This window comes from Mesorhizobium sp. C399B (assembly GCF_030323185.1).
In the GTDB taxonomy this organism is placed as follows: Bacteria; Pseudomonadota; Alphaproteobacteria; order Rhizobiales; family Rhizobiaceae; genus Mesorhizobium.
In genome coordinates this window covers 445,619-459,106 of sequence record NZ_CP100472.1, presented here as the reverse complement: position 1 = coordinate 459,106, position 13,488 = coordinate 445,619, and the positions used below count along the sequence as shown (strand labels likewise).

The 13,488-nt window shown below is 61.7% G+C and carries 11 protein-coding genes and 1 tRNA gene; 4 read left to right on the top strand and 8 right to left on the bottom strand.

Annotated elements, in window-relative coordinates; genetic code table 11:
* The first annotated feature begins 70 nt into the window (after window positions 1–70).
* Window positions 71–934: an ATP-dependent DNA ligase gene (locus tag NLY36_RS02280; protein ID WP_023667527.1), complete on the top strand. Its 864-nt coding sequence runs from the start codon at window positions 71–73 to the stop codon at window positions 932–934.
* A 1,088-nt stretch (window positions 935–2,022) separates the two neighbouring features.
* Here NLY36_RS02280 and NLY36_RS02275 read toward each other — a convergent pair.
* The 4 genes from NLY36_RS02275 to NLY36_RS02260 form a co-directional block, all read right to left on the bottom strand.
* The gene (locus NLY36_RS02275; protein ID WP_023667524.1) at window positions 2,023–2,214 is read right to left on the bottom strand and encodes a hypothetical protein; all 192 of its coding nucleotides are present in this window, start codon (window positions 2,212–2,214) and stop codon (window positions 2,023–2,025) included.
* A gap of 1,096 nt (window positions 2,215–3,310) precedes the next feature.
* Window positions 3,311–3,396 (bottom strand) — tRNA-Leu (locus NLY36_RS02270).
* A 128-nt stretch (window positions 3,397–3,524) separates the two neighbouring features.
* Window positions 3,525–4,187 (bottom strand): outer membrane protein, encoded by a 663-nt coding sequence (locus NLY36_RS02265; protein WP_023695400.1) that lies wholly within the window; start codon window positions 4,185–4,187, stop codon window positions 3,525–3,527.
* Window positions 4,188–4,314: 127 nt separating this feature from the next.
* Window positions 4,315–5,166 (bottom strand): alpha/beta fold hydrolase, encoded by an 852-nt coding sequence (locus NLY36_RS02260; protein WP_023735346.1) that lies wholly within the window; start codon window positions 5,164–5,166, stop codon window positions 4,315–4,317.
* A gap of 261 nt (window positions 5,167–5,427) precedes the next feature.
* Here NLY36_RS02260 and ade point away from each other — a divergent pair, with 261 nt between their 5' ends.
* Window positions 5,428–7,239: an adenine deaminase gene (ade, locus tag NLY36_RS02255; RefSeq protein WP_023735347.1), complete on the top strand. Its 1,812-nt coding sequence runs from the start codon at window positions 5,428–5,430 to the stop codon at window positions 7,237–7,239.
* Window positions 7,240–7,261: 22 nt separating this feature from the next.
* Here ade and NLY36_RS02250 read toward each other — a convergent pair whose 3' ends face one another.
* From NLY36_RS02250 to NLY36_RS02240, 3 genes are all read right to left on the bottom strand, one after another.
* Window positions 7,262–8,425, bottom strand: a complete 1,164-nt coding sequence (locus tag NLY36_RS02250; protein ID WP_023735348.1) for an alpha/beta hydrolase — start codon at window positions 8,423–8,425, stop codon at window positions 7,262–7,264.
* A gap of 133 nt (window positions 8,426–8,558) precedes the next feature.
* The gene (locus NLY36_RS02245) at window positions 8,559–9,632 is read right to left on the bottom strand and encodes an alpha/beta hydrolase (protein WP_023681526.1); all 1,074 of its coding nucleotides are present in this window, start codon (window positions 9,630–9,632) and stop codon (window positions 8,559–8,561) included.
* A gap of 100 nt (window positions 9,633–9,732) precedes the next feature.
* Entirely contained in the window at window positions 9,733–11,136 is a 1,404-nt protein-coding gene (locus NLY36_RS02240) for an aminopeptidase P family N-terminal domain-containing protein (RefSeq protein ID WP_031249063.1), read from the bottom strand.
* Between the two features lie 124 nt (window positions 11,137–11,260).
* Between NLY36_RS02240 and ilvA the strand changes: the two genes are divergently transcribed.
* Both ilvA and NLY36_RS02230 read left to right on the top strand, forming a co-directional pair.
* Window positions 11,261–12,517, top strand: a complete 1,257-nt coding sequence (gene ilvA, locus NLY36_RS02235) for a threonine ammonia-lyase IlvA (protein ID WP_023735350.1) — start codon at window positions 11,261–11,263, stop codon at window positions 12,515–12,517.
* On the top strand, window positions 12,514–13,101 hold the full coding sequence (locus tag NLY36_RS02230; RefSeq protein WP_050591491.1) for a DUF1697 domain-containing protein: 588 nt from the start codon (window positions 12,514–12,516) through the stop codon (window positions 13,099–13,101). Before ilvA ends, NLY36_RS02230 begins: the two co-directional genes overlap by 4 nt.
* A 2-nt stretch (window positions 13,102–13,103) precedes the next feature.
* Here the strand turns inward: NLY36_RS02230 and NLY36_RS02225 are convergent, their stop codons facing one another.
* Entirely contained in the window at window positions 13,104–13,397 is a 294-nt protein-coding gene (locus tag NLY36_RS02225; protein WP_023735352.1) for a DUF2218 domain-containing protein, read from the bottom strand.
* Between the last annotated feature and the right edge of the window lie 91 nt (window positions 13,398–13,488).

Sequence of the window (13,488 nt, the reverse complement as noted above, 5' to 3'; positions counted from 1 at the left end):
AATTCGTCTAAAATGTTCCGGAACTAATTTAGCGATAGCTAATTTAAGTCGTGGTTCTGCGAGTCAGTGCATGCGTCTGAAATTCATCAAGCCCATGGAACCCGAACTGGTCGACACGCCGCCGATGGGCGATGATTGGATTCATGAGATCAAATTCGATGGCTACCGCACCCAGGTCATCAAGGATGATGACGGGATTCGGCTGATCACCAAGAACGGTTATGATTGGACGGGCCGCTACATCCAACTTGCCGGTGAGGCGGAAGCGATCGAGGCGAAAGACTTCATCATCGACGGCGAGACCATTACGATCAATGAGGCTGGCCTATCCGACTTCCATGCGCATCAATCAGCCGCGACCAGCCGCAAGCCGTCGCGCGATCTGTATCTGCTAGCATTCGACCTCTTGCATCTGAACGGGCATGACTTGCGGAACACGCCGGTGGAAGACCGTCGCGAGATCCTCCGGGCGTTGATCCCGGACGGCGGCCGAATCCAGTTCAGCGAAGCGATGCCGGGCACTGGCGACGCCGTCTTTCATCTGGTCGACCAGGCTGGGCTTGAAGGTATCGTTTCAAAGCGGAAGGGCAGCAAGTATCGGTCGGGTCCGACGACGAACTGGCGCAAGATCAAGTGCTATGCCGAAAAGGAGATGGACATCATCGGCGTGCAGCGCGAGGCCGGCAAGCCTGCCATGGTGCTGATGGCCGACAAAGGCCACTATGCCGGCGGCGCCTTCGTCACCTTCAAGGCGGACAAGCGCCAGCGCCTATGGGACCGCGTGCAAGGCAAGATTGGCGGGCCGGCGCCGAAAGGGCTCAAGAGTGACAAGGCCGAATGGCTAAAGCCCGGCCTGGTCGGCCGCGTGCGGTTCCTGAAGGGCGAGGAGAAGCTTCGCCATGCCAAGCTGCTGGATTTCCGGGAGGAGACTTAGCCCGGAGGCTTGTCCCGGGGCTGTGCCGGTCCTGTCCCGTTCCACTGGATGAACTTCGCCTTCTGGCCGGTGATGGTCTCGAGTACGCCAGGAGCGGCCCGACGATGCTCTTGTGCAGCGCTTCGGCTGCCGCCAGGAAGCGCTCGATTTCAGCCCGGGAAAGTTGTTCCGAAGGTTTGGTTCTGGCCATTGGCGCTCTCCATTGAGGGGTCGCCGCAACGAGGACTATAATCCTACATGCCGGACTGCCTGACAAGAGGGCTCGCCGGCCTTACCCCGCAGGTAGCAGTAGGGCGACGGCGTCAAGCGCAGCCATCAGGAGCAACCACCAGCAAAGATGAGCAACGGCAGGCCCGGCGACCTCCTTTGGCACACTGGACAAACAAGAAGGTCGCCGAGCCTTACCGGCGCTGCTTTGTGAGGGAGACGACGCCGGATGAGATGAGAGTATGCGATCGTGCTAATCTCTGCGAACCATGCGAACGAAGGAAAGCCTTGTGGCACCGACGTTGAGATCAAGGTCGGGCGGGGCGCTGATCGCTGCGGCAGGATTCTTCCAAAGCGGTAGTGAGTCCAGAGCGGAACATTAGCGTCGGCTAACGGTTAATTCGGCAGTGTTCCGAACCGTGATTGGTAGAGCGATGGTGACGTTTCATCTTGTCTATTTTTCCGGCCTGACGGCAGACCAGCTGCTAGGCAGCGCCGTTTCTATCCTGGCGTGTTTGCTGCTTTATAACGCTCTGGCTTCGGACGCCTGACTGATAGGTCGGCCAGCGGCCCGGCATCCTTGGCAGCCGGCGATTGCGATCCCGATGCCAACTTCAAGACCTATCACGAGGCCAAAGACAAGCTTGCCGACGAAATCAATGGCGAGGGCCGGACAGGACGCCACACGTCCAGGCAGGGCTCTCTGAGGGCATTGCGATGCCCGTTGCCTCAAGGTGGCGAGCTTTTTCGTTAATAGGCCTCCGCGCTGGGCAATCTGTTCCGAGAGCTTCTGTGATGCCTCTATGACGCGGCAAACCTTGGAAAAGGTTTCCGTGGCAGGACCGGGGTACGATTCTAACCAACTAGGGCTGTATAGGCCACTAGCGCCCGACGATCCGGCTAATCATGTCGTCGTCAGGTGCGCTGTCGGTGAATTCCCGTAGGAGCGCCTTCGCGTGGTCTACCCAATGCTCTTCAGCCAGGTTCAGCTCCCGAACGGATCTCCTGAAGGTCTCGCACACCACATCGAAATCGAAGGCGTCAATGCTGTAGCCTTCCTCGTCATGGTCCATCGGCAGCTCCCCCAATGGGGGAAACTGTACGGAATCGTACGAAGCAAGTGCAAGGGCATTCAAAAGCAATTGGCTGATGCCGCCCGATCGTTCCACAATGTGTTGCTAATATGCAGCACCGACTGAATCTCCGATCAGCGGCACTTGTGGTTGGTTCCAACAGCTGCACGTTGACGGCAAGATGCCAAAGCCAACGACATGCGGGCGACGAAGATGGACAAGCGACAAAACACAAGAAATGTTGAGTTGGTCGGTCTTCTGGCCGTGCCGTTGTCAGTTCTAATCACGCTGCTGATAGCTGGAATGATCCTTTGCTGAAATGTTTGAGTGGCAAAAGGCTGGGGCGGCGGGTTTTTCCCCTTTGAAAGAAGTCACGATGTCCCAATCCGTCGAACCCCCGATATTGCCAGAGGATAGCCCAGACCGTGAGGTGAACTGTGAAGTCGCATTAGAAGCCGCGTTTGCGGCCTTGGTGACTGCGTCAGAAGCGCAAGGTTGGACGCCACAGGAAACGGCTGCAACTCTTCTTAAAATCGCGACGGGGCATGCCCACCGGGTTGAGGCCGCTGCGGCCCCAGCCGGCTCCCGTTCTGCGGCCACATCCTGATCTCATAATGACCGTCAAGGCCGGACGACGGGTATTTCTCATGTCGGCCTTCATTGTAAGTTCCGGTACTTCGGAAGGCATCCTCGATGTCGACATGCTCCATAGGTATGAAGAGCTACCAGCACGCTTGTAATATTGCTTTTGATCGCTGCGATGTGGTCGACGTTCCGACCGTGGCACGTCGATGACTATGAACTCGGCGTTTTGGTCGGCATTCGATGCAAATCCAGCGACACGGATACCGTCGTTTTTCGGATGCAGTAGATCCCCAACTGCCGAGCTTACGACCGAAGGGGCTACAGGTTCGGGATTTGGCTCAAGCGCAGTTGCGCCGTCAGCCCCGTCACTGTTCTTACGGCAGCCAATACCGAACACCAAAACTCCAGCATGGCAGTTCCCGGCTTGTATCCCGGCTCTACGGCTACCCGCGTCAGCCTTTTCTATGGTAGCCAGTGAGTTCTTACAGAACGAATCCTAAGCATTTCAATTTGGTGCGGACGACGGGAATCGAACCCGTACGATCAGAGATCGAGGGATTTTAAGTCCCTTGCGTCTACCAATTCCGCCACGTCCGCAGGCCAGCCCTTTTCAGACGCCAGCGAAAACCCGTCAAGCCATCTTTTGCCGAGTGTCGAACTCATGAAAGGTGGTTCGTGATTTCAAAACAATTGGTTGTGGCGAAAATCTCAGTCGCCGAGAACGCTCAGAATTTGTAGCTGAGATTGATACCGACCGCGTTCAGCTTCACATCCTGATCGCGATCGTTGAAGGGTTCCGCCACGTCATAGTGCTCGGAGCCGAAATCGTAATAGCGATATTGCGCGCCGACGATGAATTTGTCGGTCAGCGCGTAGTCGACGCCGGCACCCAAGGTCCAGCCGACATTGGTGCGTGTGCCGGCGAACGACGCGCCCGCGACTTGCGAAGTTTCGATGCCGGCAAAGGCGACGCCGCCGACGCCGTAGACCAGCACGCGGTCCATGGCGAAGCCCGCTTTGGCGTCGACAGATCCGAACCACTTGATGTCCGTGCGGAATGTGCTTCCAAGGCCTGATACGGCCGTACCGTCGACGGCGGAATAATTGAGCTCCGCCTCGGCGCCGAGCACTGCCTGGTCGAACTGCCACAGGCCGGCGACATGGGCCCCGACGAAACCGCCGTCAATGTCGGGCGAGATGGAAAACGGCGCGCCTTCCGTCACTGATATGTCGGACTGCCCCCAGCCGTAGCCGGCCTGCAGGCCGGCATAGTAGCCGGTCCAGTCGAAGCCTGGTTCGGTCATCGGCACCGCCATCGGGTCGGCGGCGAATGCCGGCGCGGCCAGAGCAATCAGAAATCCGGCACTGGCAATCGTCAGACAGCGCATCGAGTTCTCCGAAAAGGCGGTTCAGAAGGCGCCTTGTCGGAAGGTAATCCTATTCGCCGCAAAACGGAACCCATTGTTCAACAATCGGAATGCACCCGTGCTGCGCTGGGTGCTCTAGCTGGGGGCGCTATTTGGCGTCAATGAAGTCCAGCGCCGCCTGACTATATTCGTCCGGCGCCTGCAGCATGGCGAAATGACTGGCGTTGGGCAGGATGATGAGCTTGGCGCCCGGAATGACGGAGGCCATGTATTCGGTGTGTTCGCGCTTGATCGCCTCGTCATGGTCGCCGGCAACGATCGCGGTCGGCGTGGTTATCTTGCCGAGCTGTTCCTTGGTCCAGGCCGGCTCCGACTCCCACATGTGGCTGATCTGCGCCACGAAGGCATCGTACTGGTCGGGAGTCTTCGACAGTTTCTTGTAGTCGCGGCCCGAGCGGTCGATATAGGCGGCAAAGGTCTTGTTGGTCAGCACACCCGGATCGACGCCATCGGTGGTGACGTTGGCGGCCTGCGCAAAGAGCCGTGTCAGCCGCTCCGGATGATGCAGCGCGATGTCGATGCCGATAATGCCGCCGTCGCTCCAGCCGACAAGAGCGGTCTTGTCGATCTTAAGATAGTCGAGCAGTGCAAGATAGTCCGACGCCATGAGGTCATAGCCGTAAGGCTGCTCGGTGCGGGCAGAGCGGCCGTGGCCGCGGCTGTCGGCGATGATAACCTTGTGCGTCTTGGACATGGTCGCCACCTGGCTTGCCCAGATGTCGCCATGGCCAAGGCCGCCATGAATCAGGAGAATCGGATCACCGGCGCCGAAAACGGCATAGTACATCTGAATGCCGTTGACCGGCGCATATCCGCTCTGATCCGGTTTGGGCATCGCCGCCGGCTCCGGCAAGGTCTGCCAACGCTCCTCGGCGGATGCAAAGCCGGACGAGATCAGGAACAGGGTGACGAAGGCGAATGCTTTCAGGAACCGGATCATGACTTCACCTCAGGAGGTTTCGGGCTCATCACAACAAAAACCCGCCTCGCGGCGGGTCGTCGGTGCAAATCAGCACCATAGCCAGAATGGTAGCATAAGTGGCGGCACAAGCCAAACTGAATGACCGCACCACTGATGCCTGCCCTCGGGGTGAGCAGGTGCGGCGCATCCGCCCGGGCGAATTCTCATCGACGGATTTCGTCCGTGATCGCTGGCCAAAACCTTGCCGGCTTGGCACAGTCGGGCAAACAGGAGTCTTTCATGGCCAAGCAGCCGTCGGCGACGAAACCCAAGCCCTGGACCGAGATGGCGACGCATCTGGTCGACGTCGCAACGGGGCGCAAGCCGGCCGACCTCGTCATCCGAAACGGCCGCTGGGTGAACGTGCATTCCGGCGAAATCATAGCCGGCACCGACATCGCAATCTCAGGCGGCCGCTTCGCCTATTGCGGGCCGAATGCCAGCCATGCCATCGGCCAGGGCACCAAGGTGGTCGATGCCGGCGGCCGCTATCTCGTGCCCGGCCTGTGCGACGCGCACATGCATGTCGAGAGCGGCATGGTGACGGTGACCGAGTTCTGCCGCGCTGTCATCCCGCACGGCACCACCTCGATGTTCATCGATCCGCACGAGATCGCCAATGTGCTGGGTCTGCCCGGCGTGCGGCTGATGCATGACGAGGCCGTCGCCATGCCGATCAACGTGCACGTCCAGATGCCATCCTGCGTGCCGTCCGCGCCGGGGCTGGAGCATGCCGGGGCCGAACTGACGGTCGCCGATGTCGCGGAAGCGATGACCTGGGAAAACATCATCGGGCTCGGCGAAGTCATGAATTTTCCCGGCGTCATCGCCAATGATCCGGTCATGTCGGGCGAGATCGCCGCAACGATCAAGGCCGGCAAGACGGTCGGCGGCCACTATGCGTCGCGCGATCTCGGCCTGCCGTTCCATGGCTATGTCGCCGGCGGGCCGGAGGACGACCATGAAGGCACGCGCGCCGAGGACGCAATCGCCCGTGTGCGCCAGGGCATGAAGGCAATGCTGCGGCTGGGCTCGGCCTGGTACGATGTTGCCTCGCAGATCAAGGCGGTGACCGAGAGCGGTCTCGACCCGCGCAACTTCATCCTGTGCACCGACGACAGCCATTCCGGCACGCTGGTGCATGAAGGCCATATGGACCGGGTGGTCCGCCACGCCATCCAACAGGGATTGAAGCCGGTGACGGCGATCCAGATGGCGACGCTGAATACCGCCCAGCATTTCAAGCTGGAGCGCGAGATCGGCTCGATCGCGCCGGGACGGCTGGCCGATCTGCTGATCGTCTCCGATCTTGCCGCCATGACCATCGACGAGGTCTATGGCCGCGGTATCAGGCTGGCCAAGGGCGGCAAGCTCGAGATCGACATCCCGGCCTATGATTACCCCAAATCGGCGAAGAACACCGTCAAGCTCGGCAAGAAGCTGAAGCCAGGCGACTTCGACATTGCGGCGCCCAAGGGCGCCAACGAGGTGCGGGTGCGGGTCATCGGCGTGATCGAAAACCAGGCGCCGACGCGGGCGCTGGAGGCCGACCTGCCGGTCGAGGACGGGCTGGTCGCCATGGACCGCCGCAACGACATCTGCCAGATCGCGCTGGTCGAGCGCCACCGCGGCACCGGAGGCGTCACCAATGCCTTCGTCTCCGGCTTCGGCTATATGGGCGACTGCGCCATGGCGTCGAGCGTCGCACATGATGCCCACCACATCATCTGCGTCGGCACCAACAAGGAAGACATGGCGCTGGCCGTCAACCGGCTGGGCGAGGTCGGTGGCGGCGTGGTGCTGTTTTCGAAGGGCAAGGAGCTTGCGCTGGTCGAAATGCCGATCGCCGGGCTGATGTCGGACGAGCGCGCCGAAATCGTGGCGGCCAAGGCCGAGAAACTGACCGAAGCAATGCGCAAGATGGGCTGCTCGCTCAACAACGCCTACATGCAGCACTCGCTGCTGGCGCTGGTCGTCATTCCGGAGCTCAGGATTTCCGATGTCGGCCTGATCGACGTGACGACGTTCCAGAAGGTCGATCTTTTTATCTGAGATCAGCCCCGGTGCTTGGCTCTCATCCGCCGGTGGCGATGGTCAGCACCTTGAATGGCGTGGTGATGATGATCTCGGCGACGGATCCGACTGCCTTGCCGAGGCCTCGGCCGAGATTGTCGATCTGGCCCTGCGTGGGTTCGTCCGATGCCAGGCCGGCTGGAGCGCGCAGACGGTCACCGAGCAATTGCACCAGGAACGGGTTGTCGGCGAATTTGGCGTGGTTCAGGCGGTCGCCGCCCTTGATCTGGCTGAGGTCGGCCACGACGACGCCGTAGCTGGCGATGTCGGCGGCGTTGCCGTAGTCGCCGACGCGCGGCTTGTCGCCGGATATCAGGCTGGACAATCGCAGAGCACGGTCGTCGGCGGAAAGCAGGATGACGAACGGCCTGTCGGGCTTGCCGTAGCGGATCATCTGCTTCTTGAAGACGTCGACATCGATATCGGGCGATGCCAGGACGACACGGCCGAGCTTGCCGTCGAGATCGCGGTCGCCGGTGATGGCGAGCTGGCGCAGCGCTTCCATCGTCACCCAGGTTCCCATCGAATGCGCGATGATGTCGATGCTCTTGACCCGTGTCTTGGCGAGCATCCTGAGCGTCGCCTCGAGGTCGTCGCGCGCGGCGTTGGCGCTGTCCTTGTCGTAGATATAGCCCGTGGTCTTGCCGCTCGAAGCCCACGAAAACAAGATCGGCGTACCCGGATATTCGGTGTCGTGGGCGATCTGCGTCAGCCGGTAGACCCCATCGTCGAAGCCGTTGTTGAAGCCGTGGACGAAGACCAGCGCGCGGTCGCCATTCATGGTGATGTTGGCGCCGACGGCCTTGGCGAATTGCGAGGCGTCGCCATAGTGGACGACGTCGGTGGCGGTGAATTGCTTGGCCGGGTTCGAATTGGCCGAGCCCTTGGCGCGCTCGATGGCGCCGACCTGGTGGACCTTCGGCACGGTGACGTCGACGCGGGCGTAGCTGGTGGTCAGCGAGCGATCGCCATCGAACACCTGGCGTGGGTCCTTGGTCGCCTGCTTGCGGGTGGTGGCGACGAAGATTTCGTGGGTGGCCGCGATGTCGGAGGCAGGCACCGAAACCGTCGTCTCGTTCAACAGGTCATGGGTGTTCGGGCCGGCGCAGCCGGCGGCACCGAGCGCGAACGCAAGGACCAGGACAGTCTTCCAACGCTCGTTCACGCGGGCTCCCGCTGGCGCATTGGCGCCGATTTCAATGTCGTAGAGGCAGAGACCGGCCCGGTCCAGTTGAAAGTGATCGGGCCGAGCGGCATTCGCGACCTCACGCGGCGACGGTCGCCGCAAGGCAACAGCCTTATTGTCCGAGCGCGCTGATGCGGTCGGTCACCGTCTGGTCGCTTGCAAAGCCGTCATCCTCGCGCAGCCGCTGGCCGATCATCTTCACCAGTTCGGGATTGTCGGCGAACTTGGTGTGGTTGAAGCTGTCGCCTCCCTTGACCTTGGAAAGGTCGACCACGGTGACGCCATAAGCGGCGAGGTCGGCGGCATCCTTGTAGTCGCCGACGCGCGGCCGCGAGCCTGCGATCAGGCCTGAGAGCCGCAGCGCCCGGTCGTCGTCGGAGAGCAGCAGGATGAACGGCTTGTCCGGCTTGCCGTAGCGGCGCATCTGGCTCTTGAAGACGTCGACGTCGATATCGGGCGAAGCCAGCACGACATCGCCGAGCTTGCCGCCGAGATCGCGGTCGCCGGTGATGGCCATCTGGCGCAGCGTTTCCATGGTCACCCAGGTTCCGAGCGAATGGGCGACGATGTCGATGCGCCGCGCGCCGGACTGCTGCAGCATGCGCAATGTCACCTCCAGCTGATCGCGGGCGGCGCTGGCGCTTTCCTTGTCATAGACATAGTCGGTGGTTCTGGCGCCGGATGCCCAGGAAAACAGCACCGGCGTGCCGGGATAGCCGGAATCGTGGACGATCTGGGTCAGGCGGTAGACCGCGTCGTCGAAGCCGGTGTTGTAGCCATGCACGAAGACCATGACGCGGCCGCCGCGCGCGGCGATGTCGGCATTGAGCGCACTGGAGAATTTCGGCTGCGCATCGTAGCCGACGACCTCGGAGGCCATGAAGTACTTCGCCGGGTCGTTGGACCTGCCGCGCGAGCGGCGCTCGATCTGGCCGGTCTGGTGGGTGCCGGGAACGGTGACCGTGACGCGGGCGTAGTTCAGCGTCGCCGAGCGTTCGCCGTCGAAAACTTTGTTGGGATCGTCGGATTTCTTGCGTGTGGTGGCAATGAAGATCGAGTGATTGCCTGAGATTTCGGTCACCGGCGTGGACATGACGGCGCTGCCGAGCAGTTCCTCGGTTTTGCGGCCGCCGCAGCCGGCGATCAACAGGGCAAGTGCAAGAATGCAAATCGTCTTCAAACGCACGTCAAAAATTCCACTCCGGCCAAAAGGCCCATATACCCCCGCGGCACCTCCCGGACAGTGAGAGTGCGGCAGAAGTAAGTCGTGTCCAGCCGAAATGTGGTCAGCGTCGAGCCACGGTCATCGCACTGTTGCGCGAAAGCCAGAATGGCGGCAGGAACGCAGGGATGTTGGAGAAGGGCAATACCTCGGGCTTGAGCCTGATGCCGAGCACATCGCCCATGAAGGCGCGGCGCGCCTCGATGCGGCGCCATGCCTCGGGATAGCGGGCCGCGATCTCCTCGCGCAGGGACTCATCGGCAAGCGCGATACCGTCTTCGATGTTGGTGGTGAAATAGCTGGTTCCGGTCGCCGGAATGATGTCGACCTGCAGCGCCATGCCCGATTGCAGCTTGATGTCCGAGCCGGAAAACACCGGCGAATGCATCCATTCGTCGATATGGACGAGATGGCCGGGATTGAGCGAGACGCCGAAGAACGGGTCGCCTATGCGGTCATGCACGGCTTTCCAAAGCGCTCCGCCGGCAACGCCTATGCCGATGGTCTCGTACCAGTCGACGACGGCGGCGAAATAGGGCGCTACCAGCTGTTCGACATAGTCGCTTATCTCGCGCGGCAGTTCGGCCGCGCTCTCGACCAGGAAGCCGGCGCGGGCGTTGAGCGAGCCCTGGATGCCATAGGCCATGGTGACGGGATCGCCGCGCTTGATGATGTCGAGGCGCGGGCTAGGCAAGCCGTAGGGCGCACGCCTGCCGGCGGACAGTATCGGGTGGCAGCACAGGGGCAGGCCGTTGATCCCCATCAGCCGCGCGGCCTGCAATTCGCTCATGCCGGGCTCAATATTCCCAAGCACGTTGCGCAGGCCCTGCGAGGAAAAGGTCGCGGCGAATTCGAAGGACGCCAATTGGTCTGCCTCGTTGATGGCGCGTAGGCCGTCGGATGGGTTCATCAACAGGTTGGCGGCGTTGACCACCGCGCCTCTATCGCCGGCCAGTGTGCGCAGCGTATCGGCGATGAAGGAAGGCAGGTCGAGCGTCGTCTCGCCAAAGCCGCCATCGCCGGGGCCGAACGGCTTCCAGCCGATGGCGCCGATCTTCTGGCCGGCCTTCAGGCCGCAGGCGGCAAGCGTGTCGGATAGAGAGGCCGAGCGGTCGCGTGGCTGCGCCGGCAGCGAGAAGGTCTGGTAGAGGACGCGCTCGTAAGGCCCGTCGCAGATTTCGGCATAGCCCCAGCCCTCATTGCCGACGAGAAGCTTTGACTGGCTGCCGGGGACGATGACCAGCAACGTCTCCTCGAAACGCGGATCGTAACCACTGAGATAGGCGACATTGGCCGCGTGCTCGCGGTCGCCATAGACGGCAAAGGCGTCGAGCCCGGCCTTGGCGCCGCGCGCCAGCAGAGCCTCGATGCGTGCTTCGTAGGTCCGCCGCTGAACTAGCGGCATCACTGTTGGCTCGCCGAATTCAGGAAGGTCTACGGTCTTCAGGGCGACAGCCGAAACAGGCATGAAGATGGCTCCAATGGATTTCCTGCTGGCGCGTCAAAGCGGCCGCGCCGCATCGGTGGCTGCAAACGGCGAATTGTGCAATAGGCTTCGCCTTCGAACCATTCGATCCAGAGGTGACGGCGCCATGAACAGTTTCTCCTCCCGTGTCGCCACCGCCGCAGCCGCGATCCGCGAGATCTTTCCCGAAACGCCGCTGCAGGAAAACGACTATCTGTCGAAGAAGACGGGGGCTCGGGTGCTGTTGAAGCGCGAGGATCTTTCGCCGGTGCGCTCCTACAAGATCCGCGGCGCCTTCAACTTTTTCCGCAAGGCGCTTGCCGCCGGCAACGAGGCCGAGCTGTTCGTCTGCGCCTCGGCCGGCAACCATGCGCAGGGCTTTGCCTTCGTCTGCCGCCATTTCGGCAAGAAGGGCGTGGTCTTCATGCCGGTGACGACGCCGCAGCAAAAGATCGACAAGACGCGGCTGTTCGGCGGCGATTTCGTCGAGATCAGGCTGGTCGGCGACTTCTTCGACGACTGCTACCGCGCCGCCTTCGAATTCACCGAAAGTTCCGGCGCGCATATGGTGCCGCCCTTCGACCACAAGGATATTATCGAGGGGCAGGCGACGGTCGCCTATGAGATCGCCGACCAGATGCCAGGCGCGCGCATGCCCGACATCATCATGCTGCCGGTCGGCGGCGGTGGCCTGGCCGCGGGGGTGACGCACTATTTCGCCGATCAGCAACGTGACGCGCGCTACGTCTTTTGCGAACCGGCCGGTGCGCCGAGCCTGCATCAGAGCCTCGCCAGCGGCAAGCGCGTCCGGCTCGCCAATGTCGACAATTTCGTCGACGGCGCGGCGGTGGCCGAGATCGGCCGCGAGCCGTTGCGCCACCTCAAGGAGTTCGCCGCTCAGGCGGTGCGGCTGATCCCTGAGAACCGGCTCTGCGCCACCATGATCGAGATGCTCAACATCGAAGGTGTGGTGCTGGAGCCGGCCGGTGCCTTGGCGATCGACGCGTTGAAGGATTTTTCGCGCAAGGAAATCCGCGGCAAGACCATCGTCGCGGTGGTGTCGGGCGGCAATTTCGATTTCGAGCGGCTGCCCGACGTGAAGGAGCGGGCGCTGCGCTTCGAGGGGCTGAAGAAATACTTCATCATCCGCTTTCCGCAGCGGCCGGGCGCGCTGCGCGACTTCCTCGAACTGCTCGGTCCCGACGATGATATCGCCCGCTTCGAATATCTGAAGAAATCGGCACGCAATTTCGGCTCTGTGCTAATCGGCATCGAAACCAGGGACCGGCGTAACTTCGATCTGCTGAGGGCAAATTTCGAGGCCGAGGGCGTGCACTATCAGGACATCACCGACAACGAGACCCTGGCCGGGTTCATCATATGAGCGGTACAGCCTGCCACCCGAAGCTCGAAGAGCGAAGGGTGGTCTTCGTCGCGCTGTTTTCCGGCATCAACGTCGGCGGCAACCGCATCGTCAAGATGGCGGAGTTGCGAGCGTTTTTCGAAGAGTTCGGTTTCTCGGACGTCGCCAGCTATGTACAGAGCGGCAATGTCGTGTTCCGGGCCAGGAAGGGCGACGCCGCCACGCTGACGAAACAGATCGAAGCCGCTTTCGAGAAGAAATGGGGCTTTCATTCGCGCATCATGGTGCGCGATCTCTCCTGGTTCGAACGGTTGGTGAAGGAGAATCCGTATCCGGAAGTCGCCGGCGATCCGACCAAGCTGCACGCCTACACGCTGGAGCGCCAGCCGACGGCGGACGAGATCGCCAAGCTTGCCGAAAAATGCACCGGCCCGGAAAGCTTTGAGGTCAAGGGCGACGTGCTTTACCTCAAGGCGCCGGACGGGCTCGGCAAATCGGTGTTCGCCGGGCTGATCCCGCGCATGCTGAAAGTGCCGGGCACCGCGCGCAACTGGCGGTCGGTGCTGGCGCTGCTGGAGATGGCCGGCAAAGCCGGTGCAAAATAACGCTATGCCGCCGGTGCCTGCTTCCACTCGAAAGTCAGCTCCTCGCGGAAGGCAAAGCGCTTGATGTGATCGGCAACGACGCTCTCCATGCGCTCCAGCGATCCGCTTTCATCCGTCGACACCGTGATATGCAGCGCTGCCGCATCGGCATCGAGAACCGTGCGGCCGAGCGACAGATCGATGGTGCCGTGGTTCAGATCGAACTCGACGGGAAATTTGTGCGCCCAGTGCTTGCACAACTGCTGCAAATAGCGGCTGGCATACGCGGTGGAGACATCGGCACGGCTGGTCGGCATAAATGAATTCTCCTGGGTGAGGCACTGGCTTTGCTTGGCTGGCGCGACAGGCAGGTAAATAGGTGCCGTTGCTCGAAATGGCAAAGGCGGC

What these genes read in the sequence shown, in the direction of transcription:
- NLY36_RS02225 (WP_023735352.1), bottom strand. Translation starts at nt 13,397, where the DNA reads ATGCCGACCAGCCGTGCCGATGTCTCCACCGCGTATGCCAGCCGCTAT.
- NLY36_RS02275 (WP_023667524.1), bottom strand. Translation starts at nt 2,214, where the DNA reads ATGGACCATGACGAGGAAGGCTACAGCATTGACGCCTTCGATTTCGAT.
- NLY36_RS02240 (WP_031249063.1), bottom strand. Translation starts at nt 11,136, where the DNA reads ATGCCTGTTTCGGCTGTCGCCCTGAAGACCGTAGACCTTCCTGAATTC.
- ilvA (WP_023735350.1), top strand. Translation starts at nt 11,261, where the DNA reads ATGAACAGTTTCTCCTCCCGTGTCGCCACCGCCGCAGCCGCGATCCGC.
- ade (WP_023735347.1), top strand. Translation starts at nt 5,428, where the DNA reads ATGGCCAAGCAGCCGTCGGCGACGAAACCCAAGCCCTGGACCGAGATG.
- NLY36_RS02260 (WP_023735346.1), bottom strand. Translation starts at nt 5,166, where the DNA reads ATGATCCGGTTCCTGAAAGCATTCGCCTTCGTCACCCTGTTCCTGATC.
- NLY36_RS02230 (WP_050591491.1), top strand. Translation starts at nt 12,514, where the DNA reads ATGAGCGGTACAGCCTGCCACCCGAAGCTCGAAGAGCGAAGGGTGGTC.
- NLY36_RS02280 (WP_023667527.1), top strand. Translation starts at nt 71, where the DNA reads ATGCGTCTGAAATTCATCAAGCCCATGGAACCCGAACTGGTCGACACG.
- NLY36_RS02265 (WP_023695400.1), bottom strand. Translation starts at nt 4,187, where the DNA reads ATGCGCTGTCTGACGATTGCCAGTGCCGGATTTCTGATTGCTCTGGCC.